At 62.0% G+C, this 23,578-nt stretch carries 22 protein-coding genes and 3 pseudogenes; 9 read left to right on the top strand and 16 right to left on the bottom strand.

The window, feature by feature from the left end; translation table 11 throughout:
• The first annotated feature begins 263 nt into the window (after positions 1-263).
• From J8I82_RS35705 to J8I82_RS35680, 6 genes and pseudogenes are all read left to right on the top strand, one after another.
• Positions 264-1,229 carry a Bug family tripartite tricarboxylate transporter substrate binding protein gene (locus J8I82_RS35705; RefSeq protein ID WP_209764898.1) on the top strand — a complete coding sequence of 322 codons (966 nt, stop codon included), beginning with the start codon at positions 264-266 and terminating at the stop codon, positions 1,227-1,229.
• 139 nt (positions 1,230-1,368) lie between these two features.
• The gene (locus J8I82_RS35700) at positions 1,369-2,043 is read left to right on the top strand and encodes a helix-turn-helix transcriptional regulator (protein ID WP_209764896.1); all 675 of its coding nucleotides are present in this window, start codon (positions 1,369-1,371) and stop codon (positions 2,041-2,043) included.
• Positions 2,007-3,143: pseudogene (locus J8I82_RS35695) on the top strand (Tn3 family transposase); the annotation flags it as partial. The gene J8I82_RS35700 and the pseudogene J8I82_RS35695, both read left to right, overlap by 37 nt.
• 171 nt (positions 3,144-3,314) lie before the next feature.
• Complete coding sequence (locus J8I82_RS35690; protein ID WP_209764893.1) at positions 3,315-3,725, top strand: DUF5990 family protein; 411 nt, start codon at positions 3,315-3,317, stop codon at positions 3,723-3,725.
• A complete protein-coding gene (locus J8I82_RS35685; protein ID WP_209764891.1) occupies positions 3,726-4,673 on the top strand; it encodes a GNAT family N-acetyltransferase in 948 nt (315 codons plus the stop codon). It begins immediately after the preceding gene.
• Between the two features lie 157 nt (positions 4,674-4,830).
• Positions 4,831-4,999, top strand: a pseudogene (locus J8I82_RS35680) (integrase); the annotation flags it as partial.
• 83 nt (positions 5,000-5,082) lie between these two features.
• Here the strand turns inward: J8I82_RS35680 and J8I82_RS35675 are convergent.
• From J8I82_RS35675 to J8I82_RS35655, 5 genes are all read right to left on the bottom strand, one after another.
• A complete protein-coding gene (locus J8I82_RS35675) occupies positions 5,083-6,729 on the bottom strand; it encodes a 3-(methylthio)propionyl-CoA ligase (RefSeq protein WP_209764889.1) in 1,647 nt (548 codons plus the stop codon).
• Between the two features lie 84 nt (positions 6,730-6,813).
• The gene (locus J8I82_RS35670) at positions 6,814-7,650 is read right to left on the bottom strand and encodes an SDR family NAD(P)-dependent oxidoreductase (RefSeq protein WP_115688989.1); all 837 of its coding nucleotides are present in this window, start codon (positions 7,648-7,650) and stop codon (positions 6,814-6,816) included.
• A 9-nt stretch (positions 7,651-7,659) separates the two neighbouring features.
• Positions 7,660-8,934 carry an MFS transporter gene (locus J8I82_RS35665; protein ID WP_209764887.1) on the bottom strand — a complete coding sequence of 425 codons (1,275 nt, stop codon included), beginning with the start codon at positions 8,932-8,934 and terminating at the stop codon, positions 7,660-7,662.
• A gap of 82 nt (positions 8,935-9,016) precedes the next feature.
• Positions 9,017-10,072: a beta-keto acid cleavage family enzyme gene (locus tag J8I82_RS35660; RefSeq protein ID WP_209764885.1), complete on the bottom strand. Its 1,056-nt coding sequence runs from the start codon at positions 10,070-10,072 to the stop codon at positions 9,017-9,019.
• 39 nt (positions 10,073-10,111) lie between these two features.
• A complete protein-coding gene (locus J8I82_RS35655; protein ID WP_209764877.1) occupies positions 10,112-10,513 on the bottom strand; it encodes a carboxymuconolactone decarboxylase family protein in 402 nt (133 codons plus the stop codon).
• Between the two features lie 136 nt (positions 10,514-10,649).
• Between J8I82_RS35655 and J8I82_RS35650 the strand changes: the two genes are divergently transcribed.
• Complete coding sequence (locus J8I82_RS35650) at positions 10,650-11,885, top strand: AraC family transcriptional regulator (RefSeq protein ID WP_209764875.1); 1,236 nt, start codon at positions 10,650-10,652, stop codon at positions 11,883-11,885.
• 391 nt (positions 11,886-12,276) lie between these two features.
• Positions 12,277-12,669, top strand: a complete 393-nt coding sequence (locus J8I82_RS35645; protein WP_209764873.1) for an RT0821/Lpp0805 family surface protein — start codon at positions 12,277-12,279, stop codon at positions 12,667-12,669.
• 122 nt (positions 12,670-12,791) lie between these two features.
• Here J8I82_RS35645 and J8I82_RS35640 read toward each other — a convergent pair whose 3' ends face one another.
• The 11 genes and pseudogenes from J8I82_RS35640 to J8I82_RS35590 form a co-directional block, all read right to left on the bottom strand.
• A complete protein-coding gene (locus tag J8I82_RS35640; RefSeq protein WP_245180541.1) occupies positions 12,792-13,871 on the bottom strand; it encodes a calcium:cation antiporter in 1,080 nt (359 codons plus the stop codon).
• 911 nt (positions 13,872-14,782) lie between these two features.
• A pseudogene (locus tag J8I82_RS35635) lies at positions 14,783-14,959 on the bottom strand (IS110 family transposase); the annotation flags it as partial.
• A gap of 121 nt (positions 14,960-15,080) precedes the next feature.
• Positions 15,081-15,410, bottom strand: a complete 330-nt coding sequence (locus J8I82_RS35630; protein ID WP_209764871.1) for a hypothetical protein — start codon at positions 15,408-15,410, stop codon at positions 15,081-15,083.
• On the bottom strand, positions 15,407-16,135 hold the full coding sequence (locus J8I82_RS35625) for a DUF4238 domain-containing protein (protein ID WP_209764856.1): 729 nt from the start codon (positions 16,133-16,135) through the stop codon (positions 15,407-15,409). Before J8I82_RS35625 ends, J8I82_RS35630 begins: the two co-directional genes overlap by 4 nt.
• Before the next feature lie 142 nt (positions 16,136-16,277).
• Positions 16,278-16,508 carry an H-NS family nucleoid-associated regulatory protein gene (locus tag J8I82_RS35620; RefSeq protein WP_209764905.1) on the bottom strand — a complete coding sequence of 77 codons (231 nt, stop codon included), beginning with the start codon at positions 16,506-16,508 and terminating at the stop codon, positions 16,278-16,280.
• Positions 16,509-17,391: 883 nt separating this feature from the next.
• Positions 17,392-18,042, bottom strand: coding sequence for a Rossmann-fold NAD(P)-binding domain-containing protein (locus J8I82_RS35615; RefSeq protein WP_209764854.1), 651 nt, complete (start codon positions 18,040-18,042; stop codon positions 17,392-17,394).
• A 94-nt stretch (positions 18,043-18,136) separates the two neighbouring features.
• The gene (locus tag J8I82_RS35610) at positions 18,137-18,535 is read right to left on the bottom strand and encodes a hypothetical protein (protein WP_209764852.1); all 399 of its coding nucleotides are present in this window, start codon (positions 18,533-18,535) and stop codon (positions 18,137-18,139) included.
• A gap of 246 nt (positions 18,536-18,781) precedes the next feature.
• Positions 18,782-19,036: an H-NS histone family protein gene (locus tag J8I82_RS35605; RefSeq protein ID WP_209764850.1), complete on the bottom strand. Its 255-nt coding sequence runs from the start codon at positions 19,034-19,036 to the stop codon at positions 18,782-18,784.
• A gap of 119 nt (positions 19,037-19,155) precedes the next feature.
• Positions 19,156-20,334 (bottom strand): H-NS histone family protein, encoded by a 1,179-nt coding sequence (locus J8I82_RS35600; RefSeq protein WP_209764848.1) that lies wholly within the window; start codon positions 20,332-20,334, stop codon positions 19,156-19,158.
• Between the two features lie 269 nt (positions 20,335-20,603).
• Positions 20,604-20,882: an H-NS histone family protein gene (locus J8I82_RS35595; RefSeq protein ID WP_245180532.1), complete on the bottom strand. Its 279-nt coding sequence runs from the start codon at positions 20,880-20,882 to the stop codon at positions 20,604-20,606.
• Positions 20,866-22,107, bottom strand: a complete 1,242-nt coding sequence (locus tag J8I82_RS35590) for a DNA-binding protein (protein ID WP_209764845.1) — start codon at positions 22,105-22,107, stop codon at positions 20,866-20,868. The genes J8I82_RS35595 and J8I82_RS35590 overlap by 17 nt, the downstream gene beginning before the upstream one ends.
• A 191-nt stretch (positions 22,108-22,298) precedes the next feature.
• Between J8I82_RS35590 and J8I82_RS35585 the strand changes: the two genes are divergently transcribed.
• Positions 22,299-23,504: a tyrosine-type recombinase/integrase gene (locus tag J8I82_RS35585; RefSeq protein WP_284183252.1), complete on the top strand. Its 1,206-nt coding sequence runs from the start codon at positions 22,299-22,301 to the stop codon at positions 23,502-23,504.
• Positions 23,505-23,578 lie beyond the last annotated feature (74 nt).

Genomic DNA, 23,578 nt, shown 5'->3' with positions numbered 1-23,578 from the left:
CATCCTCGGCGGCTCGCGCCATACGCTGCACCGCTTCGCCACCGAGATCATGCCCGAGTTCGGCCGCGACCCACTCACCGAGTCCAGCCCCGCTGAACTCGCAGCAGTCTAATCATCACTATTGCACTATCGAATAGGCGGGTACATTGAAACTGACAGAGATCCTTCGCGCCTGGAAAGTTGCTTGAAAGACTGGCTCAAGATGTACCTGCAGCCGTGCCATCGAAGCACGTGCCTCGAGATATTAAAAAATGGAGACAAACATGCATTTCGCAAAATCGCTCCCCGTCGCCCTCTTGAGCTTTTGCCTCGCCGGCGCAGTCTTTGCCCAGTACCCGGACAGGCCGATTCGTATCGTCAACCCCTATGCGCCGGGAGGCACTGCGGACATCGTGTCTCGGACGATCGCGACTCCGCTCGGCCAAGCGCTTGGCCAGCCCGTCGTTGTCGAAAATAAAGGCGGTGCCGGCGGCGCGGTCGGAACAGCAGAAGTGGCCAGGGCAGCCGCCGATGGCTACACGTTCGCGATCTCGACAGTTGGTTCGATGGTAATTATCCCGGCGACGATGCCGAGGCCAGGATACAGTCCGTCCGACTTTGTGCCGATCATGAATATCGCTGCAACGCCGAACATTATTGCCGTCCATCCCTCGTTCCCTGCAAAGAACGCCAAAGAGTTTCTTGCGGTACTGAAAGCAAATCCGGGCAAGTACAGCTACGCATCGTCCGGTCTTGGTGGGATCAACCACATGCTCGGCGAGTCGTTCCAGGCGCTGTCGGGAACCGAATTGGTCCACGTGCCTTACCGTGGATCAGGCCCTGCTGTCAGTGACGTCATTGCCGGTCAGGTGCCCATTCTCGTCGATCAACTTGCTTCGTCGAAAACGTTCATCGATGCGGGAAAGTTGCGCCTCATTGGCGTGATCGCTCCGAAGCGTTTGCCCGAGTATCCGAACGTTCCGACGTTCGATGAACTGGGGTTGAAGGGGTTCGCCGACCAAGCATGGTATGGTCTGATCGCGCCAGCGAAAACACCTGCCCCCGTAATTGCGAAGGTTTCCGCCGCACTGAAACAGGTGCTCGCCCGACCAGAAGTAAGGGCGCAGTTGGAACGCGCAGGCGCCATCCCGGTCGGTAGCAGCCCTGCAGAGTATTCTGCCCAGCTCAAATCCGAGCTTGACGCCATGCGTAAGCTGGTGCAAACACGCAAGATCGAGATGACTCAGTAACCGATACAATGGGCTTGCTAAGCCCTGCTCGGTTGGAGGCACAATCGCGATCCAGATCGAAGGCATCTGACGATGTGGATCGCGGCGCGACTAACCTCGCGCCGCTCGCAAGCACTGAAAAGCATGCATTTGACTGACCATGGATGTTCAAATCGCAACGAGAGAATCTGTCCGCCTGCGCGGAATTCTTCCCTGTTTTGCGGTTGAAATCTGCGCGCTGCAAGGCGAGCAGGATATAACCCTTAAAAACTTTCGGCGGCGCCTGTCAGTCGGCGTGACTCTTTGCATCCCACCGTTTCAAGAGTTCTCGCTATCAGTTTTTGGCACTAACAGTGCCCCTGGCAATCTCCGAATCAAGATCGCGATTGGACACACAGAAGGACAATCGCACAAGTCAGTGCTATCCAGCCTCGCGCAGGCGCGTGATACTTGTCTCGCGGACGCCGTATCCAGGGCCGTTTTCTTGGCTCCTGCCCTCGACTGGAGCGCTCGCTTCATAGCAGCGGAGCTTGGGATCCCCGAAAGGAAAGTGCGTGCTGAACTTTTCCGAAAGGGTCAATCGCTCTCGAGCATCATCACTAGCCAACGCCTCAACCGTGCGCTATTCGAGCTTTTGGCTCAAAATCTCGTGCTTGCAAAGCTGAGTGAGCAAATTGGTTGGAAGGTGGAAAAGGATTTGCCTGCAGCCTTTTTTGACAGATTCGGCATCACGATGGAACGCGTGGCAGTATTGAGATCACGGTCGCAGGGCGGGTTGGCTGCCGCGCCCGTCGCCGCACGACAGTTCTTGCCGATGCCATCAATCTCGGGTTGACCAAGATGGCGGAATCCTGCCCGGGCACAACCTACGCCAAGCTGTCGTGGCTGCAGGCATGGCATATTCGGGACGAAACCTACTCTCAAGGCCTTGCCGATCTGGTCAATGCGCAGTCCGCCCATGGGTTCGCCGCCCATTGGGGCGACGGCACCACGTCGTCATCGGACGGCCAGCGCTTCAAGGCCGGCGGCCGAGCCGAAAGCACTGGCCACGTCAATCCAAAGTACGGCTCTGATCCCGGCCGGATGATCTACACGCACATCTCGGATCAGTACGCGCCATATCACTCGAAGCTGGTCAACGTCGGCATCCGTGACTCGACCTACGTGCTCGATGGCCTGCTGTACCATGAGTCGGATCTGCGAATCCAGGAGCACTACACGGATACAAATGGCTTTACGGACCATGTCTTCGGCCTGATGAATCTACTCGGGTTCCGGTTTGCGCCTCGGATTCGCGATCTCGCGGACACGAAACTGTACATCCCTGGCACCCCGGACGACTATCCAACCTTGGCACCGATGATCGGCAGCGCGTACAAGGAAAGACTGATCCGGTCACACTGGGATGAAATCCTGCGCCTGGCCACGTCGATCCGGCAGGGCACCGTTACCGCCTCATTGATGCTACGAAAGCTCGGCAGCTACCCGCGACAGAATGGCCTGGCGGTCGCGCTTCGCGAGGTCGGCGGCATCGAACGGACATTGTTCACTCTAGACTGGTTGCAAGATCTGCAATTGCGCCGTCGCACCCATGCGGGCCTCAACAAGGGCGAGGCCCGCAACGCTCTTGCGCGATCCGTCTTTTTCTACCGTCTCGGCGAAATTCGCGACCGCAGCTTCGAGCAGCAACGCTATCGCGCCAGCGGGTTGAACCTGGTCACGGCGGCAATTGTGCTGTGGAACACCGTCTATCTCGAACGCGCTGTGCAGGCATTGATGGGCCGCGGCATGTCAATCGATCCGGCCATGTTTTCTTATCTGTCGCCGCTCGGATGGGAACACATCAACCTGACCGGCGACTATGTGTGGCGCCAGAGCAACAAACTACAGGAAGGGAGCTTCCGGCCGCTGCGCCCACTCCCGGAGCACAGCTAGCCGAAGGAACTTCCGGTACGGTTTGCGTAGAAATCGGATGTTAGATTCGCCAGATCGGGGGTCCTAATAAGCCAGAGTCCGTTCCGGCCGGTTCTGGCACTACCGGTCGGTCCACGGGGCCCTTCAAATCGTCAATAATTCGACCTGCATTCCTTCGACCCAAGGATAAGAATGAGCGAATTTCCCCGCGACATCCTGGTAACCCTGACATGCAAGACTCTACCGCCGATCGAGGAGCCGGCAAACGTCGGTATTCAGGACAAAGACCAGAATGTCCATGCCGGCACACGCAAGCGCGACGGCTCCTTCGAATTCGAGTGTGTGATTCAGGTGCGCGACAAGGGGGTCGGTAGCATCGATTTCGCCGGACCCTTCGTACACGGCAAGCCCGCGTCGCGTTTTGTGTATCTGAGCTGGAAGCGTACTGCCTCCGCCGCAGCGCCCTGGGTACAGCGGGTGAAGATACCACTTGTATTCACGGCCGCCGATCTCGGGGCTGCCACGGCGATCCGCGCGGACATTACCGATCGCCGACCGCATGCGTCCGAGCCGATTGTCTGGACGATTACGGGATGTCGCTGAATGACGACGCTGCCGGAGTTCCTGCGAACCGAAAGACTGCAGTTGCATGCGTTGTGTCCGGACGATGCGCCGGCATTGTTCGACCTGTTCCATGATCCCGACGCGATGCCGTATTGGCACACGTGCCGGCACCAGACGCTGGAAGATACCAGGTCGGCCATTGAGGCCATGTTGCGTCCGCCTCGCGCCCGTTGGTGGTCCGTGCGCACCGCCGCGAAGCAGGAGACGATAGGGTTCTTGGGTTTTCTCGGCTTTGGCACAATCCCAGGTTTCGGTTATGCGATCCATTCCCGCCATCGGTCGCAGGGATACGCGGCAGAGGCCGCTCGGGTGGCATTGGACTTCGGCTTTCAGCAATTGAATCTCGACCGTGTCGAGCTTTGGATTCATGAGGCGAACACGGCGTCCCAGAGGATGGCGGAATCGCTTGGGTTCGCTCGACGCGGCGCCTTTCGCCAGATCTACCCGCGAGAGGGACAATCGCGAGAAACGGCGGTGTATGGCGTCACGCGTGTGCAGTGGTCAAGAAGCGATACGCAGTCGGACGATCGAGCGACTTTGCCCATGGACAGCTGGCCGGTGTTTTATGGGGTTGAGCCGATACTGGGCGTGGCTGATGTCGGCACCGCCGTGCAGTTCTACCGCGAGCAATTAGGCTTTACGGTGGACTACGTGTTTGGCGACCCAGTTTCGCATGCTGGATTGTTCCGGGGCGAGTGGTCCACTCAAGGGCTGAGGCTGCAACTGACGCAGCGAGTCCTGGCGTCGGCTGCGCCTTCCGGCGCGCTATACATCACCGTCGCGCCGCGATTGGACGTACTTTATGACGAGTACCAGCGCAAGAACGTACCGATCACCGAGGCGCTTGCCGTGCAGCCCTGGGGGCGGCGCGAGTTCACAATCCGCGATCTGGATGGCAATCTCCTGCGCTTCGGCGAACCGGCGTAGCTAAGCACACGCCTGTTTGTTCGTAGGGGACCCAGCGTCGAATGAATGACCGCCTTGCGGAAGGACGACTGTCGCATGTGGGTCGGTCACCGCCCGCTGGCAAAGGCGCACGCTGGATCTTCCTCCAACCGGACGGAGATCGTCATGGAAACCCGTAATGAGCTCCCTGTCCTCCCGCGTGCATTGGAACAAAGGCAAGCTGACCGGACAAAAACCACCATTGAAGGCTTGCTGAAATCTGGGCTATTCGAACGAGGCTGCAGGTGGCAGCAAGCATCCGCGATTTGGCTCTGTTCAATCTTGCGATTGATAGCAAACTTCGAGCAGCGCGTCGGGTGATTGAGCGCGGGCACCCGGTCATCGAGGTGGCAGCCCGACTCGGAAATCAGCATGGAGTTGTATCGCTGGATCAATGAGCGCCGCCTAACAAGTGATCACCGAACTGCTCTCGCAGGCGGTTTTTCAGGATCTTTCCAGTCGCGCCCAAAGGGACGGCATCGACGAAGACCACGTCGTCCGGGATCCACCACTTTGCAACCTTGCCCTCGTAGAACATACGCATCTGCTCACCCGTCAAATCCGCCTCCGGCTTTCGAACAACGATGAGCAAGGGACGCTCATCCCACTTGGCATGCTTCGCGCCAATGCACGCCGCTTGCGACACCGCTGGATGCGCCATTGCGATGTTTTCGAGTTCAATGGAACCGATCCATTCACCTCCCGACTTGATTACGTCCTTGCTTCTGTCGGTGATCTGCATGAATCCATCTGCATCGATGGTGGCGACATCTCCCGTCGGGAACCAGCCATGCGCTCCGCCGTCGATCCTCAGCGGGTTCCCGTCTTCACTTCTAAAGTAGTTTCGTACCACCCACGGGCCGCGCACCAGCAGCTCGCCTGAGGTCTGGCCGTTCCATGGCAGTTCCGCCCCGTCCTGGTCAACGATCTTCATGTCTACACCAAACACGGCACGCCCCTGCTTGCATTGCACTGCATGGCGGTCGATGGCGGACATTGTCGAGTGCCTGGACTTCAACGTGCCAACCGTACCAAGCGGGCTCAGCTCCGTCATCCCCCAAGCATGCAGCACTTGAACGCCGTGGTCCTCCTGGAACGTGCGCAGCATGCTTGGCGAGCAAGCCGCACCTCCAATCACGGTGCGCTTCATGTTCGAGAACGCAAGTCCATTCTGCTCGACGTAGCCTAGCAGGCCTTGCCAGACCGTCGGAACTCCGGCGGAGAGGGTGACTTGTTCAGCCTCAAACAATTCGTAAAGGGATTTACCGTCCAGAGCAGGACCAGGAAACACCAATTTGGCGCCCACCATGCAAGCGATATACGGTATGCCCCAGGCATTCACATGGAACATCGGCACCACGGGCAGAATCGTGTCGCGCGACGAGCAATTCAGCGCATCGGGAAGCGCCGCTGCAAAAGTATGCAGAAGTGTCGAGCGATGACTATACAGAACGCCTTTCGGGTTGCCGGTTGTTCCCGACGTGTAGCAAAGGGTGCTGGCACTATCCTCGTCCAGGCTCGGCCATTCGTAGTCCGGCGAGCTATCCTCGAGCAGATCCTCATAGCACAGCAGGTTCGCAATGCCGCAATCCTCCGGCATGTGCGCCCGGTCCGTCATGGCCACAAAGGCCTTGACCGTCGTGCAGCGCGCGGCGATTGCCTGGACCAGCGGCAGGAAGGTCAGATCGAAGAAGATGTATTTGTCTTCGGCGTGATCGGCAATGTATACGACCTGGTCCTCGTGCAAGCGAGGGTTGATGGTGTGCATCACCGCGCCCATGCCAGAAACACCGTAGTACAACTCCATATGTCGATAGCCGTTCCATGCCAGCGTGCCCACTCGGTCGGAAGGCTTGACGTCGAGGTTGGCGAGAGCATTGGCCAACTGGCGCGCACGACGGTGACAGTCGCGGAAGGTATAGCGGTGCAGATCGCCCTCCACCCGCCGCGACACGATCTCCGTATCGCCGTGGTGACGATCGGCGTGGACGATCAGTGAGGAAATCAACATCTGCTTGTGCATCATCAAACCGTTCATAGCTCAACAAACCTGTATGCGTGGATATTGGAGGCACGCCGGTGGCATTCTCTTGCCACCGGCTCCGGCATCTGGTGCGCTTCGTCAGATCACGACGCCACCATTAGGGCTGACCACCTGGCCTACCAGGTAATGGTCGCCGGCCAGATAGGTCACCGTCGATGCGTATTCCTGCATCGTGCCAAGGCGTCCGGCGGGGACCATCTGCCAGAACTGGTTGCGCTTCTCCTCACCAGCTCGTTCGAAATACTCCGTGAAGTCAGGAGTTGCCACACCACCTGGCGCCATGGCATTGACAAATATATTGGCGCCGGCCACTTCGGCGGCGACCGACTTGGTGAAGGCGATGACAGCGCCTTTGGTGGCACCGTAATGCGGGCTATGCGCGCTCATCGCCGAGAGGCCGGCGATCGAAGCAATGTTGATGATCTTGCCGTCACGCTGCGCCTCCATCAGTCTGAGCGCTGCGCGAGTGCAATAGAACAGGCCGTGCACATTGACATCCCAGTAGCGATGCCATTCCTCGTCGCTCATGGTGCTTGTGAATCCCAGCGACTGGCGCGGCACCGGCGAAGTGATATAGGCGTAGTGCTTGTTGCGACGCTCGGTGTCAACCGGCCGGTTGGGCACCAGCGCAGCGTTATTCACCAGGATGTGCAATGTGCCGAATCGCTCGACGATGGCGCCGAACATGCTGTCGACCTCCACAGGCGATGACACGTCGCAGCGCAGCGACAGACATTGCGCACCGGCAGCTTCCACTGCCGCGTGCGTCTGCTCGAGTGCAGGCAAGTCGATATCACAGATCACGAGGTGGGCGCCTGCCGTGGCGAGGTCAAGCGCGATAGCGCCGCCCATCCCCCGACCGGCGCCGGTAACCAGGGCCACACGGCCTGCAAGAGGTTGTCTTTGGTGTTGCATCATGATTCCTTACTTCGTCGTTTGCAGGAATGGCAAGTTGACAGCCGGCTGCTTGCACGACACGCGCGCAGCCAGTGCGAAGAACAGTGCCGAAGAGATGGCCAGCGCGTCAGTGGTCAGCAGCACCCGTGTCAGCGGCACCGTCACGCCGTTGGCGATGAGGTAGTCTGTTGCAGCACCAACGACCACGGTGCCAGTCGCAAGCGCGAAGACATTGATGCACAGCATCGTGAAGCCGGAGATCGTCGAACGCATATTCTGCGGAGTCATGCTTGCGATGGCCGCATTGGCCGGCCCATAAATTGCCAGCGGCAGGAAGAACGCAACGCACATGCCGATATAGAACAGGGCGGAGCCTGCTGGGGCGAGACGACAGGCGATAACGAACGGCGCGCTGACGACGACTAGCAGCGCGATAAAGCTTGCGTGTCCGCCACGGAACCTGTGCGCCACGCGGTCACTGAGCACGCCACCCGCCACCGCGCCGAGTGTGCCGAATACCAGTTGCAGCGCACCGATGCGGGTGGCGATGCCGTTGGCGTCCATGCCGCGCTCATTCACCAACCACAGTTGCATGAAGGAGAGGCTGGCGAACGCGACGTGAGTCAGCACGAAGCCAACGATGGTGAAGCGAAGTGCACGGTGCCCCCAGATCAGCTGGAGGACGGCCCGGACCTGTTGCATGGCGGGGGCCCCACGTTCCTGAGGCGCGACCTGGCCGCGATCTTCCTTGAGCCATGCCAGCGGTACGGCGATGGCGACGCCAATCATGCCCAGAATGTAAAAGGTGTCGCGCCAGCCGTGGGTGGCACCAAGCGTGCCGGCCAGCAGGAAGCTGCAACCGATACCGAGAGGAATGCCCATGAAGAACAGGCCCATCGCCGTGCCACGCCGCTTCTCCGGGAAAAGCTCGGCAAGCAGGCTCACCGCGGCTGGCACGAGCGCCGCTTCGCCGCTAGCAACGAAGAAGCGTGCAATGGCCATTTGCTCGAAGCTCTGTGCATGCCCGGAAGCCCAGGTGCAGCCGCTCCAGATCAGCACGCCGGCCGCGATGATCCGCGTACGGCTGAAGCGATCCGCAAGCGTTCCCATGATCATCGCCATGCCACCGAAGCTCAGCACCCACACCGCGCCGACCAGGAAGCCATATTGCGCGTTGTTGATCGCCAGGTCCTTGATGATCTGGGGCGAGAATCCCAGCAACATGTTGCGATCGATGTGCGCAAGCAGGTGGATGGTCAACAGGGTCGCCAGAACGGCTGAAGGGCTTTTCTTCCACAGCATTGGATGTCTCCACTTCTAGGAACTGTCGTCACAGGCGGACGGCATGCGGGACGCTGCCGCGCGCCGTCCGGGGACACACGTGTCAGGCCGCCTTGCGCAAGGGCACACCGCGCTGCGCCGGCGCACGGTTGGGGACCATGCCCAAGGCGTTCAGCGTCTCTTCCGCGGATTTCCACTGGGTACCGATTTGGTAGATGCGGCGCGCATCCTCTCCGGTAGCAATGTCGCGGTTCAGTTCGCGGGCAATGCGTACCATTTGCTCGATCTGCTGGACCGAGGTCGCGCGCTTGCCGTCAGGGCCGAACAGCGTGTCTTCGATGCCGACACGCACATGCAGGCCAAGCGCGATTGCCATCGTGTTCATCGGCACCACATTGCGGTTCAGGGTTTCGATGGTGAGGACAGCGCCATCCGGGGTACGACGCGCGAACTCGAGCATGTCGGCCGGATGCAACCCGGCCGCACCGCCACCGATCGCCACGTAGTTCAGATTCAGTGGTCCGGTGTAGAGGCCCTTGCGGATCAGGCGCTCGAGTGTTTCCAGTTGCGTCACGTTGCCTAGCATGAACTGCGGTTGAATGCCGTTTTCGACCAGCCGCTTGAGGTGCTCGACATGCCATGAGGGGTTGGACGGCGAGATCATGTCGCGATAGGCCGCCTGCAGCGCGGGATTCAGGAGCGAGGTGCCGGCGATGTCCGCTTCGGTCATCAACTCCATCACATTCATCTGGCTGGTATTGATTGCCACCGTCACCTGGTCTGGACGGGGGTCCAGTTCAGCCAACATATGACGCGTGTCGTCATTCAGCCACTTGGCGGCTTGGCCCTCATCTTCGGGTGCGAATGAAATCGAACCACCGACCTGCAATACCATCTTGGGAACGGCCTCGCGCAGGAGAGCGAGCAATTCATTGAATTTCGACAGCCGCTTGCTGCCCTTGCCGTCCACCTCGCGCACATGGACGTGCAGCACGGTGGCGCCGGCGTTGTAGCAGTCCACAGCCTTCTGGACCTGCTCGTCCATCGTGACCGGGATATCGTCCGAGTCGCCGGGGATCCATTGCGGACCGTACGGCGCCACCTGGATTACGAGCTTTTCCTGGTTCTCGGGCAACAGGGAGTCGTCTAGGAATTGCATGGTCAAGTACCTTGAATGAGTGATTGGGAGAAAGGTTGATCAGGCAGCGGCGCGCTCGGCTTCGGGCTTTTGTTGCGCCATGGCGGCCAGCTCTTCCAGGAGAATCGGCGCGCCCAGGCTGCTGGAGTGAATGCCCAGCACACTGACGGCCTGCAGAACGGCGGCGATCTCTTCCCGCGTGGCCCCGAGCTCAAGCGCCTTGCGGATGTGGCGGCGCGTGCCCGGCGCGTACATGTGGGTGCATGACGCGTCCACCGCGATAGCGAGGAACTCGAGCACCTTTGGCTCCAGTACGCCCGACGTCATCGTGTGTGCGCCCATGGCCATGAATTTTTCGGTCCAGACGGGATCCACTTCCGCGATCGGATCCCATGCCGCGTTCCAGTTGCCCGTCTTGCGCAATTGGTCGCAAATGGGGGTAGCCACGGCCTTGTCGCTCATCGTTTGCCTCCTGACAGTTTTGAACTGGCGCCGCGTCATGGCGCCTTGGGTCCAAGTATCGGAGACCGCCGATGGGTTGATTTGACATACCGGGCGTTTTTATTTACATATCGGGCAACGTGGGAGAAACGCAAAAATGGCTTACCTCGTTCGCAGCACTGCCCTGACCGACTACCTGAAGGTGGCGAGGTCCGTCGGTATTGATCCGTACCGCTTCCTCAGGGACAACAGGATCGATCCGTCCGCACTGGCCTCGGATGTCATGATTCCGGCCGAGGCGGTGGCGCGCCTGCTGGAGGAATCGGCCGAGGCTGCGGGAATCGCGGACTTCGGCCTGCGCATGGCGCAGAGCCGCGAGCTGTCCAACCTTGGGCCCCTCGCCTTTGTGATGCAGGAGCAGCCCACGCTGCGCAAGGCACTCGACTCCGTCGCCCGTTATCTCCGGTTGCAGAACGAAGCGCTTCACATGCGGATCGAGGAGAGCGAGGGCATCGTTCTCATCCGGGAGGATGTACTGGATGGCTTTGCCGGCACCGTGCGACAGGCGATGCAGTTGGTGCTGGGGGTGCTGCATCGGACGCTGACAACCATTCTTGGTGCCACCTGGCGGCCAAGAGCCATCTGCTTTACGCATGCGGCTCCCTCAAGCGTTGCCATGTACGAGAGGGTGTTCGGCGCCTCGGTTCTGTTCAAGCAGGATTTCGATGGCCTGGTTTGCCGGGCGTCCGATCTGGAGGTCGCGATCCCGGCTTACGACCCGGTAATGGCACAGCAGGTACGCCGGCACCTCGATACGCTGCTGGCGCAGTCCAATGCGTCCATGTCCGAGCAGGTACGAAAGCTCGTCATCACGCTGCTTCCTTCCGGCACCTGCTCCCTGGATCGCGTAGCGCAGCATCTGGGCGTCTCTCGCAGGACCGTATCCAGCCGCCTCGCGCAACACGGCGAAAGCTATCTGTCGATAGTCGACGACGTTCGGGAGGAAATGATCAAGGGATACCTGTCCAGTACCAATCGGCCCGTGTCGGAAGTCGCGACGTTGGCGGGGTTCTCATCCTTGAGCGCTTTCTCACGCTGGTTCGGGCGCCGGTTCGGATGCAGTGTGTCCCGGTGGCGCAGCAAAAGCCGCCACTTGATGGTTTCCGGTAATACGGGCACCGAGCCGTCATCCGCGGTGCAGGGCACTGCGACAGGCGAACACTCTGTCGGCATGCCTGTCGCCTTGTCCGCCTCGGATCTTCCTGCCGATCCCGACGTATTGGGCGCCATTGCACTTGAACAAAACCGGCTGGCATGTGCCTTGTGGGAGGAACTGGAGAGTTTAAGGCGACGGGTCGCACAGGCCCCCGGACTTCCCGGCCCAGCGCCTTGATCCGCACGCGCTCCTATCCTCAACTCCGATCTCAACAGGTCGAGACCCTAAGCCACATCGTGAGGCGTTCCGCGAGCGTTGTACGCAACGAGGCACTTTGCGGTGGATCCCACACCGCACACCGATCCATTCCACACATTCGAGTGTGTTCCATTTGGTTGACAAGCGCAGAGCGCAGTACTTTCGGGATTACATGGCCTATGCTGACATTGGCAAAGCCCTACCCAAACGTTTTCGGATCGCTGATGGGAAGTCACATAAGGATGCAGTGACTCGTCAAATCCACGGCGGCAGGGGCACTCCGAATCGGCGCGAAAAATTTCGACCGAGTCGTGTTCCCCGTTGGGCAACTCTCTATGCGTTCACAGGACTGTTGGCAAAGGATTTAGATATGGCCACGAGAAATTTGCTGGCAGCGCTTGCTCTGTGCGCAACCCTGGGCGGTATGGCCACATCCGTGGATGCCTACTTTGACCATCCCCTGAGTGGAACCGTGATCGGAAGCATGAACAAGACCGAGAAGGACGAACTCCTGCAGGCCGTCAACAAGGTACTGGATGACGGGGCAGACCGCACGGCCGTCCCATGGAACTACCCTGCAACCGGCTCGCGCAAGGAGATCAAGGGGAAACTTACGCCCCTTAAATCAACGACCGATCAGGGACAGTCCTGCCGCCAACTGAACGTCCGGTTGCAGCGCGCCCAAAAGAGCGGGAACTGGACCGGCTGGTTCTGCAAGCAAAGCGACGGTCGTTGGCTCTCACGCAAAGTACCGGGCAACTAAGTACCATGCCGCATTCGCGCGGGAGGATATTGGATATGGGCATTCCCGCCGCCGCCAAAGGCGTAGCCCGCGCGCCTTCCTGAATCGTCCAATCCCGCGTTTTGCCAGGCCACGGACATGCCTTAGGGTGCGAAGGCCAGAAAAAGATAAGCTGCCAGCACGATCATGTGCACAATACCTTGAAGGATATTGGTCCGACCCATGCCCAGAGTGAGCGTGCTGACCACTATCGTCAGTGCCAGCAGCACGGTTTCCTTCGGCTCAAGCCCGAGTGCCAGCGGGCGATCGATTGCAGCCGATACTGCCGCGACACTGGGTATGGTGAGACCAATGCAGGCCAGAACCGAGCCCAGCGCCAGATTCAGGCTGGTCTGCAGACGATTGGCCATTGCCGAGCGCAAGGCAGCCAACCCTTCCGGCAAGAGCACCAGCGCAGCGATCACGATGCCGACCATAGCCTCCGGCGCACCCATCAGTTCCACCCCAGCCTCCACGGCTGGCGACAACTGCTTGGCCAGTCCCACCACTGCCACGAGGCAAACAACCAGCATCAGGGCACTGATCAGTGCAACAGCCGAAGTCGGCGGCGGCGCGTGCTCGCTTTCATCCGAACTGCCCTCGATCAGGAAGTAATCCCTGTGACGTATTGTCTGCACGAAAATGAAGCTGCAGTACAAGACCAGTGAGCTCACGCCGGCGAATGCCAGTTGCGAGCGGGAAAACTCGGGTCCCGGAGTGGCGGAGGTGTAATTCGGAAGCACCATGGTCAGCACGGCAAGTGCTGCCAGCACCGCCAGGGCAACGTTTGCGCCCGGTGCCTGAAAGACCTGCTCGCGGTGTCGCAGCGCGCCCATGAACAGGCACAGGCCCACAATGCCATTGCACACCAGCATGACCGCGGCGAATACCGTGTCGCGTGCCAGTGCGGCCTTCTCAGGTCCGGCCGACACCATCATTGAAACGATCAACGCTACCTCGATGACGGTAATCGATACGGCAAGCACCAGCGTGCCGAACGGCTCGCCCACCTTGTGGGCAACCATCTCTGCGTGGTGAACTGCCGCGAATACGGAGCCGGCCAGGGCAAGCGCGGCCAACCACTGCAGCCAGCCCTGCGCGAAGAGCATTCCCGCGATCAGAATAATCCAACCGGCCAGCGGAGCCAAAATTGTCCAGGTCGTTAGCTTGTTGGAGGATGACAAGGGGGGGCCCCAAACTTTATCGTGTTAAATGCCTGATATCTCGCGGCGCGGACTTACCGGCATCGCCATGGACATGCCAGTTGACCGCGGCGTTTTCATGTCCTGCCAGAAGCAGTTCGCGATAGCGGTTTTCAGTGTAGTGTAGGCCCGCGAATAGCGCGAGGCTTCCAGCGCCGGTGACCTCCGCCGGGGATTCTGTAGCCAATCAGGCCCGTGAGTCGGTTGTCGCGATATTGTCGAAATCCAGCAAAGCTCGACGGACTGTGGCAGAGGGTTGATTGCGATGGGCAAAGAAAAGGATGGAATCGAAAGCAAGTCGGCGTGGCGTGGATAGACTGACGGCAAAGGCCTGATGTCGTATGGCAGCGGCCATGACGACCAGATGCGTATGCAGCGCTGAGACATCGCCAGCGCGAAATCGGCGTGCCGACCAGCGGCAAGCACATCATTGGGAGCGACTGCCCGGCTCACCAGCGAGTTGACGATCCTGGTACCTACCTGTCCAGAGCCATGAAAAGGGATCCGGCCTTGAGAAGGCCAGCCGGGCTTCGACGGACCCCCAAACTGCCGGCTTCGAGCGTGACACAACCCTTCCAGCAGAGATTGTCTTGCCATCTCGTAGTAGTGGGCCTTTTGCAACGGCGAGGTTGCCGCCCATCAGCCAGTCTGCGTGGGCATACCGAGGCAATGCAGCTCTGAACTGAAACGCCATGAAACAGCGCATGAAGGGCCCGCAGCGGTCCTCGCATTCTGCGTCAGAACGCCGCTTATCGGCACGACTCGGCCCTTCGTCGAATGGCTCTGTTGGGTCGGCAACGGCCATGTTGTGATCTGCCGCGTGTCGGGATTACCTCCGCGCCAGTCCAACTGAGCACTACAGCGGCCGCGCCCCTGCTTGGTCTTAGCGTGCAATATTTTCCGTTTTCTGAAGCGACCCCTATCAGGCAAGGCGGCAACTGCGCAATCAGTAGCACCAACTGATCGCGTGAGACCTTCGGCTTGACCAGCACTGCCTTGCCGGCCTCGTCGACGCCATGAATGGCAAACACATTCTTGGCGAGATCAATTCCAACGGTAACGATAGCCATGGACTTCCCCCTTCGTTGGTTGTGATGCAGCTTCGACACGCCATCATGGCACGTCGGTGCCAACTGGCGGCTTCCGCCGCAACCTCGGGACGGGGAAGTCCCTTCCATTCGATCACCCCCGCTAGGCGTCCCTATCCGGATCGGCCGAATTGATGCTCAGAGGAGGCGTCCGGTGGGGCAGCACGCGTCGGACGAAGGCAATTGCACCGTCGCCAGTTGGGAACCGGCCGGTGACATATTTTGGCCCCCGCTTCGTTTTTGCCAATTGGAGCCGCTCCGCCAGACGTCCCAGTATCTCGTCATTGCCGGCGATGATGTACCGGTCTGCGGTTAGAGCAAGCAATTCGTTCACCCGCTCGACCTGCTCGGGCCGCGCCGATCCGGTGCCTCGGCGTCTTCTATTGCCGGTTAGAGAAATCAGGCACGTTGCCGTGAGCGGAAAAAGGATCATCGCCTCGTCCGACCGAAACCAACGGTGTCTTTCCTGAAGCGGGACTCCAATACCACGGGCGAATCGCAGGTCACGTATCGCGACTGAGGATCCGTTGGCCTGATGATCTGCAGATCCCTGTCCACCAGCGAATCGACCACTGCCTTCCACAGGCGCAAGTTGTCCATGAGTGCCGCTTGAGGGTCGACTTCGATGTCGTACTGGCCACCACGGACAAACTGCACTATGCCCTCTGCCTCCGCTTTGAGTTCCTCTTTGGTGCGGTGCACACCTTTGTCTCGGTACATGGCGCCGAGGATTTTCATCGCGCGATCGACCGACCCCACGGCGACCTTCGCTACGCTGTCGACAAAGCCAGCTTTCACCAACTTCGCATCAGCCATCGCTCCAGGCGTTCGCAATTCCGCGAACGCGATGAAGCTGATCAGGTATTCGATATCGGTAGCTGTGTAGCCCTTTGCGGATTCGAATCGTGGTATCGCGTCTGCCAATCCAGATTCAACTTGCGATAGGAGTTCCTCGATTTCGTAGCGTCGGCGGCCCTGGTCATCTTCGAACGTGTAGATATGCGTTTCTAGGCCCGTGTTGCCCACGGTCTGGCGCCTCATCTCGCCAGTTTGGCGATCAAAAACGGCTACTCCACCTCCAGTTGTGAACCCATTCAGGTACATGCGGGGAAGGTAGTGCTGCCGCTTGGGGCCCTGCAATTTAGGTTCCCGATCCATGGTTGTCCTTTCTGGCGTACCTTTCGTGCGAAGAATAGCAGTGACCCACCAGGGAGCCACAGCAAGGCTCTGCCGTTCAGGCCCTCGACCAAGATAAGGGGAATCCGGAGGCACCTCGGTTTGACGCGCGGATAACCGGCCGCTATCCGACCCGGTAAAACTCCTTACTTTGCCCCGCATTGACCGCCCGCTGCAGCCAGTCGGGCATCTCGCCGGTCCCGTCCCAGCGCTGTCCCGCGGCGTTGCGGTAGCAGACCTCCGGCGGCGGCGCTTGTGGGGGCGGCGGGGGCGGTGGTGGAGGGGGCGGCGGATCGAAGCACCCTGCCGCTGCCAGCTCCTCCATGGTCAGCCCGTAGTGGCCCCTGACCAAGATACGCCCTTAAGCCTGCAGAGCATAAGGGCGTATCCCGGTCACCCCTCAATCACCCCTTGTCGCGCTTGGACGGCATCAGCGCTCAACGTCAATTCGAGACGGGCCGCCTGCCACACGAAGCACGTTGCCATCTGGCGTCATCTGCCGCGGAAGATCGTTGAATGTCGATCGGCCCGGCCTTGCCGTTGTGGCAGGCCGTAACGTGGATACCGCCGCTACGCGACGCGCCCGGCTGATTGCAGGAGCACCCACACGACTTTTCTTCGGTTTATGTGCCGATGGCTTCGGGTGTTTCGCGGCAGAACTGCGCGCCTCCGGCGGGTTCCAGACTTCTATGTAGCGCTCGCCGGCAAACGCCGAGGTTGCCAGTACTATCGTTGCCAGGCCGACCAGTAGATTCTTGGCCAATCTCGTCTCCGCGTTGTGTTGTCGCGACTGGAGCGAGTTCCGCTTTTGGCCGCAGCGTATTCTCGCACACCGGCCCTGAACCAAACGCGGGGGTCAGTCGAACGCGACCGTCTGTTGGTGTCCGACCGGAGACCGTCAGTTCAACCCGAGGCTGTGCCCCGGCGCGCGCGGTTGGAGCAGGCCGTGGCCAGCATGCGCGCGCAGGATGGAGGCGGGCCGGTGATCCGACCCTCAGCCGAGCGTGCGTCCGACGACGACGGCCATCGTCGCAGCGTGTCCTTCCGCCACGCCTGTGCGCCAGTTCGGCGCCACCCCGCGTCGCGGGCCATCCGATGATCCGCACGCTGGATCCGGCGCTGCCGTATCAATCAGCGCCAAAAGCACCATCCCCCCTTGCTGGAAGCAGCTTTCCGGGTCGCCACCGCTACATTCTGTGCGATTCGAGCGATTAGCCCACCGGACTCAATGCGGCAAATCACTTAGTGGTGCGCATTGCCCCGGACAGCATAACCCTCTTGCCTGTAGCTCGAGGCACCTCAATCAGCAAAGCTTTCGCAACGTCAGTAGCCTCGATTGGCTTGTAGTTCGAGGGAATTAGGAAGCCGACAGCTTTGCTGAACGCAAATCCAAGCTGCTCGCCCCGCCGGTTCGGCTGTCCCACAGCCTCCCGATCTCCAACAAGGAGAGATGGACGCACAATGACTAGTCCTTCGAATGGCATTTGCGTCAACGCATTCTCGAGACTCCCCTTCACGCGGCTATAGAACACTTTCGAGTTGGAGTCGGCTCCCATCGCGCTCACCAAGCCTAACTTCCGGACGCCAGAGATCAATGCCGCCTTCGCCACCGCCAGATTGGCATCGTAGTCGATGGCCCGGAACGCAGCTTGGCTGCCGGCGACTTTGATTGTTGTCCCAAGTGCAAGGTACAACTCGTCTGCGGCCGGCAGGGAAGGTAGGGCGGCAAAGTCGACGACATGGGCTGTCAGTTTGGCATGTTGAATCCCAGGTGTCCTGCGGACGAGGCTGTGTACCTTAGCCACCGTTACGTCGGCCAACAAGCCATTAAGAATCTCTCTGCCAACCAAGCCGGTGGCGCCTGCGATGATGATGGTTCGAGTTGCCATTGGCAGATACTCGTAATGATCGAAAATCCGGTCAAACTGATGCGGAAGGGATCGCCCAGGATTTCCAAATATCTTAAGCGTAACGGAGGCGAAACTATTCACGGATGAAGCGGAACCTGTAGTTATCTCCGTTCCATTCGACCACCTGCCCAATGAGATCATCGCGAACGAAAAATTCCTTTGGAATGCTGCTGGCACTCCCCCCTGCTTCTACACGCTCCGTATCTGCTGTACGGACAATCACTAGCCGCACCTCGGAGGACAAGTCAAAGGCCTTTGCCACGTTTTCACGGAACTCCCTGTTCCCAGGGCCATGCCAGCGACTGGCCTTGTCAGCAAACTCCAATGTCCCGGGCATTCCTGGCTGCCGGTGATGATCCCAAAGACTGACGACCAGCGCCCCGTTCGCCGTCCATGATGAAACAGACCATTGGACGTTGCGCAGCGTAGCCCCGTACTTGGCGAAGGCGTCCTTGATACCCAGTTTGGCCATGATCGGAGGTCACTCACAGAGGAAGACTGCCAATAACGAACTGCATAGTTTATGCCGAACTGTTGACGACGGCAGCCATCGTGCGCTGCAGCCGACGAGCCCGCATCAAGGCCCGTCTCTCTCGAGCTGGGCTATTTCGGTGACGGTGGCTCGCACGCCTCCATCGTCCTGCACTGCGAGAGCATAAGGGCGTATCCCTGCCACCCTCGAGCAGGCTACCATTTGCCGTCGTGATCGAGCATTGCTCTACAAGGACCCGACCCGGTAAAACTCCACGGTCTGCCCCGCATTGACCGCCCGCCGCAGCCAGTCGGGCATCTCGCCCTGCCCGTCCCAACTCTGCCCCGCGGCGTTGCGGTAGCAGACCACCGGCGATGGTGCGGGTGGGGCGGCGGCTCGAAGCACCCCCGACGCATCGAGCTCCCCCATCATCAGCCCATAGTCGGCCATCTGCTCCTGGATCCAGCGGATCGCCGCCGTCCGCTCAGTTTTTGCTGTCATCGCTGCCGCCACTGCTGTCGTTGCCTTCGTCCTGATTGTGGTCCCTTAGAGCCCAAGGGGAAGAGCCGGGCAACGAGCGGGGGGCGGCGGCGGACCGGCCGCGCCCGCCAACCTGTCATTCAGTACAAGAGATCGATTAGGAAACGCTCGGGCTTTTTGCCAATCCACGCGGGAGCCCTACCGCGCCCCGACCAGGTCTGGCCCGTCTTGGGGTTGCGGTACCTCGGAGGCTGCGCGGCCTTCGTCTTGGTCGGAACAGCGCGGGCAGCGGGCGCAACACTGGGCTTGCCCGCAATGTCCTCAATGCTGAGGTCGTACTCCTGCATCCACTGCCGAATCTCCTCCACGACCTTTGGCACTTCCGTGGCTCGCAACTGCTCAAGTTGCGCATTGACAGATGCCAGTTGAGCGAGCAGTGAGGATGGGGACGGGCTTTGGGTTGCGGTAGGCGTTTTTTGCTCCTGTCGCGGCTTCCGGGTTGGCGTCTTCTGAGTCGGTGCTTCCGGGGCAGCCTCCACGCCAGGCAGGGTTATCTGCTTCGGCCCGCGCTTCCGGGTTGGGGTCTCTTGAGTCGTGACTTCTGGGGCGGCAACTTCGGCTAGGGTTTTCGGCTTCCGACCGCGCTTCGGGGCCCGTGTCTCTTCCGGCGCAGCTGCCGGAGCGGCAGTTTCGGTGAGCGCTTTCGGCTTCCGACCGCGCTTCGGGGCCCGCGTCTCTGCCGGAGCGGCAGTTTCGGTGAGCGCTTTCGGCTTCCGATCGCGCTTCGGGGCCCGTGTCTCTTCCGGCGCAGCTTCCGGAGCTGGGGCGTCAAGCGGTGCTACCGGGGCGGCCGTTTCGGTCAGTTCGTCCTGGGCGGCAGCTTCCATCGGATCGTCCGTGGCCAGGACTTCAACCGGAGCTTCGGCCACGGCTTCCGTGGTCGCTTCCGAGGGCATGGCTTCCATGGGCGCTTCCGGGGCGTCGGATTCAGTCAACGCTGCCGAGGCGGCGGCTTCCCTCGATGCTTCCGGTGCCACGTCTTCCGTTGAAGCGTCCGGGGGGGCGTAAGACCGCCGGCGCCGATAGGACACGGTCGCCGTCGGGCCGCTATCCCGGCTTGTCGACCAGAAGTCCAAGCGTTGGGCCTGAGTGTCAACGCTGCCACTACCGACGCCTGCACCACTGGCTTCACCCATGGCGGGATCCGCGTCGCGCATCGCCTCAGCGATGGGAAGCTCCATCTGACCCAATCCGTTCGTCGCATTGCTCGCGACACGGGGTTCAACCTCTTGCTCTGGGGCCAATTTGTTCTCCTTCATTGAAGCCACTGCCCGTGCAGACGCTTCCTAATCCCATAGACGGTGAGACCTGGTCTCTTGCGTGTCGTTCGCATCTCGCCTGCGCCCAGCCTTCCTGACGCATTCTCGCCGATGCGAAAGGCGCAGTCCCGGGAAGCCGCGCTCCTGATGGAGCCGACGGCCGGGGTCGCGCGGTGGATCGCTTCCTTTGCACCGGTCCGGCTCTCGCGCAACCGCTTGGCACCTCGTCACCTCCGCCATGGGACAGCGGGCTGCATGCATCGGTGGACCTATCCCACCCGGTAAAACTCCTTGCTCTGCCCCGCATTGACCGCCCGCCGCAGCCAGTCGGGCATCTCGCCCTGCCCGTCCCAGCTCTGCCCCGCGGCGTTGCGGTAGCAGACCACCGGCGGCGCGGGTGGGGGCGGAGGCGGAGGCTCGGGTGGGGGCGGCGGGGGCGGCGGATCGAAGCACCCCGCCGCGGCCAATTCCTCCATGGTCAGCCCGTAGTCGGCCATCTCGGCCTGGATCCAGCGGATCGCCGCCGCCCGCTCAGTCTTTGCTGTCATCGTGTTCGTTGTCGCTGCTATCGCTGCGATCGCTGCTGTCGCCGCCCTCTTCCGGGCGCGGGGCGCTCGCCCCCTGGACTTCGGCTGGCGGTTCGCTTGGTGTGTCGCTTGGTGTGTCGCTGGCGGAAGGGGCCGGGCCGCCGGCCTTGCGCCGCCGTCGCTCGGCGCTAGCCCCCTCCCCCCGCTCGCGCGGCGCCAGCCGTAATTCTGCCAGCAGCTGGCGCGCCAGCGCCGATTCGGCTTCGGCGCGCTCGGCCCGGCGCTGCGCCGCGGCCAGTGCCGCCTGCACCGCGTCCCGGTCGTCGGCCGCTTTCCGCGCGGCGGCGTCGGCGGCCGCGCGCCGCGTGGTGAGCTGCTCGGTGAGCGCCGCGACCTGGGTCTCGAGCCGAGCGCGGGCCTCGGCCTGCGCCACCGCCGCGTCGCGCGCCGCGGCGCGCGCCGCCGCCAGTTCGCCGCGCAACGCTTCGGCCGCGCGTTCGCTCTGCTGGCGCGCGGTGCGCTCCGCGTCCAGTTCGCGCAAGGCGCGGCGCTCGCTGGCCTCGGCCCGCTCCTGGGCAATGGCCACCTGCTCGCGGGCGCGCTCCAGCTCCGTCGAGAATTGCGTCCGCAATGCGTCCAGCTGCCGGCGCGCGCCCTCGAGTTCCGTTCGGCTGGCCTCGAGCCGCGCCTGCGTGGCCGCGTGGGCCTGGCGCTCGGCGGCCAACGCCGTGTCGCCCGCCTCGATGGTTTGCCGCGCGGTGTCCAGCTGGGCGACCAGCGCCGCGGCTTCCTCGCGCGCGAGCGCGGTCTCGGCGTGCGCGGCATCGCGCTCGGCCTCGGCCGCGCTGGCAGCCGCGCGCGCCTCGGCGCGCAGCGCGGCCAGCTCGCCGGTGGCGGCCTCGTTGGCCGCCTGCCAGATGGTCTGCACCGCCCCGGCCGCAATGTCCTTCAAGGCCTCCGGCAAGTCCGGGTGGTCGATGGTGACGCGGGTGCGCCCGCGCAACTCCTGCCAGAACGCCTGCAGCACCTCGGCGGGCGTGCCCATGCTGCCCTTGCGCACCAGCTGATAGAGCTTGTTGGCGGTGGGCGTGATGCCGTAGCGGAAGAACAGCAGGCCGCAGACCTCGCGGTACAGCGCGCGGGTTTCGGGGAAACGGCCGCGCAGTTCGGCGATGTCGTCGGCCAAGGCGGCGGACCGCTCGAAGTCGGGCGCGGCATCGGTCAAGTCCAGATCGGCGATGGTCATCGGGGGTAAAGTGTCGCGGGATCGATCAATATTACGACGTAATACGTTAAAAAGCAAACTCCAAGCGCCAACCTTTAGACATAAGTGTGCTTATGTCTATAATAAGGTCCTCACTCCACCCAGCCACTGCCCCGAGCTTGGACCTCCCCGCGCCCCCGCCTCCCTCCCCGCCCGCGTCTGGCCTGCTCGCCGTGCTGCCCACGCCGTTGGAGCGCCTGCACCTGCCGCCCGCGGTCTCCGGCGCCGCCGGTAGCAACCGCGCGCCCGCCACGGCCACGCGCATTGCCGCGGCCGACGACCTGGCCGCCGTCACCGCCTGGCTCGCGCGCTATGCCGACAGCGCGGCGACCCTCACCGCCTACCGCCGCGAGGTCGAGCGGCTGCTGCTGTGGACCGTGCTGCAGCTCGGCAAGCCGCTGTCGTCGCTGACGCACGAGGACCTGCTGGTCTATGAACGCTTCCTGGCCGACCCGCAGCCCGCGGCGCGCTGGGTGCTCGCCGGCAGCAAGAAGCTCGGCCGCGCCCACCCGGACTGGCGCCCGTTTGCCGGGCCGCTGTCGCCGGCGAGCGTGCGCCACGCGCTGGTGATCCTGAACGCCTGCTTTGCCTGGCTGACCGAGGCCGGCTACCTGGCCGGCAATCCGCTGGCTCTCGCGCGCCACCGGCGCGCGCCGACGCAGCCCCGCATCACGCGCTACCTGAGCCACGAGTTGTGGGACGCCGTCAAGGACGCCGTCGCGGCGATGCCGGGGACGACCGACACCGCCACCGCGCGCGAGCGGCTGCATGCGGCGCGCTGCCGCTGGCTGTTGAGCGTGCTCTATCTGGGCGGCTTGCGCGCGGCGGAAGTCACCGGCACGGCCATGGGGGCGTTCTTCTGCCGGCGCGATGCCCAGGGCGTCGAGCGCTGGTGGCTCGAGGTCACCGGCAAGGGCAACAAGACCCGGCTGGTGCCAGCCACCGACGAACTGATTGCCGAACTGGCACGCTACCGCCGCGCCCACGGGCTGGGGCCCACCCCGCACCCCGGCGAGACGCGCCCGCTGCTGCTGCCGGTGATCGGACGCGAGGGCCGCGACAACCGTGACCAAGGCCTGTCACGCGGCGCGCTGCACTTGATCCTGAAGGAAGTGTTCGGCCTGGCGGCCGCGCGCCTGCGCGCGCGCGGGCCCGAATGGGCGGCGCAGGCCGATGTCCTGGCCAGCGCCTCGGCCCACTGGCTGCGCCACACCGCCGGCTCGCACATGACGGACCGGCAGGTGGATTTGCGCTACGTCAGGGACAATTTTGGGCATGCGTCGATCTCGACGACCAGCGGATACCTGCACAGCGAGGAGGATGCGCGGCACGAGGCCACGCAGGCGCGGCATCGGATTGGGTGGACCCACAAGAATTAACGTCCCCCGCTGCCCGGGAAAGCTGGACTAAGAAGCTTGGGATATCGGTGGGTGACGCCTAGCATTGAGCCACT

Origin of the sequence: Cupriavidus consociatus (assembly GCF_017814975.1) — a bacterium.
Taxonomy (GTDB): domain Bacteria; phylum Pseudomonadota; class Gammaproteobacteria; order Burkholderiales; family Burkholderiaceae; genus Cupriavidus; species Cupriavidus consociatus.
Note: the sequence above shows the minus strand (reverse complement) of the source record. Positions and strands in the feature narration are given on the sequence as shown.

Coding starts and splice junctions, on each gene's coding strand:
- J8I82_RS35705 (WP_209764898.1), top strand. CDS start 264: ATGCATTTCGCAAAATCGCTCCCCGTCGCCCTCTTGAGCTTTTGCCTC.
- J8I82_RS35700 (WP_209764896.1), top strand. CDS start 1,369: ATGGATGTTCAAATCGCAACGAGAGAATCTGTCCGCCTGCGCGGAATT.
- J8I82_RS35690 (WP_209764893.1), top strand. CDS start 3,315: ATGAGCGAATTTCCCCGCGACATCCTGGTAACCCTGACATGCAAGACT.
- J8I82_RS35685 (WP_209764891.1), top strand. CDS start 3,726: ATGACGACGCTGCCGGAGTTCCTGCGAACCGAAAGACTGCAGTTGCAT.
- J8I82_RS35675 (WP_209764889.1), bottom strand. CDS start 6,729: ATGAACGGTTTGATGATGCACAAGCAGATGTTGATTTCCTCACTGATC.
- J8I82_RS35670 (WP_115688989.1), bottom strand. CDS start 7,650: ATGCAACACCAAAGACAACCTCTTGCAGGCCGTGTGGCCCTGGTTACC.
- J8I82_RS35665 (WP_209764887.1), bottom strand. CDS start 8,934: ATGCTGTGGAAGAAAAGCCCTTCAGCCGTTCTGGCGACCCTGTTGACC.
- J8I82_RS35660 (WP_209764885.1), bottom strand. CDS start 10,072: ATGCAATTCCTAGACGACTCCCTGTTGCCCGAGAACCAGGAAAAGCTC.
- J8I82_RS35655 (WP_209764877.1), bottom strand. CDS start 10,513: ATGAGCGACAAGGCCGTGGCTACCCCCATTTGCGACCAATTGCGCAAG.
- J8I82_RS35650 (WP_209764875.1), top strand. CDS start 10,650: ATGGCTTACCTCGTTCGCAGCACTGCCCTGACCGACTACCTGAAGGTG.
- J8I82_RS35645 (WP_209764873.1), top strand. CDS start 12,277: ATGGCCACGAGAAATTTGCTGGCAGCGCTTGCTCTGTGCGCAACCCTG.
- J8I82_RS35630 (WP_209764871.1), bottom strand. CDS start 15,410: ATGATCCTTTTTCCGCTCACGGCAACGTGCCTGATTTCTCTAACCGGC.
- J8I82_RS35625 (WP_209764856.1), bottom strand. CDS start 16,135: ATGGATCGGGAACCTAAATTGCAGGGCCCCAAGCGGCAGCACTACCTT.
- J8I82_RS35615 (WP_209764854.1), bottom strand. CDS start 18,042: ATGGCAACTCGAACCATCATCATCGCAGGCGCCACCGGCTTGGTTGGC.
- J8I82_RS35610 (WP_209764852.1), bottom strand. CDS start 18,535: ATGGCCAAACTGGGTATCAAGGACGCCTTCGCCAAGTACGGGGCTACG.
- J8I82_RS35605 (WP_209764850.1), bottom strand. CDS start 19,036: ATGACAGCAAAAACTGAGCGGACGGCGGCGATCCGCTGGATCCAGGAG.
- J8I82_RS35600 (WP_209764848.1), bottom strand. CDS start 20,334: ATGAAGGAGAACAAATTGGCCCCAGAGCAAGAGGTTGAACCCCGTGTC.
- J8I82_RS35595 (WP_245180532.1), bottom strand. CDS start 20,882: ATGACAGCAAAGACTGAGCGGGCGGCGGCGATCCGCTGGATCCAGGCC.
- J8I82_RS35590 (WP_209764845.1), bottom strand. CDS start 22,107: ATGACCATCGCCGATCTGGACTTGACCGATGCCGCGCCCGACTTCGAG.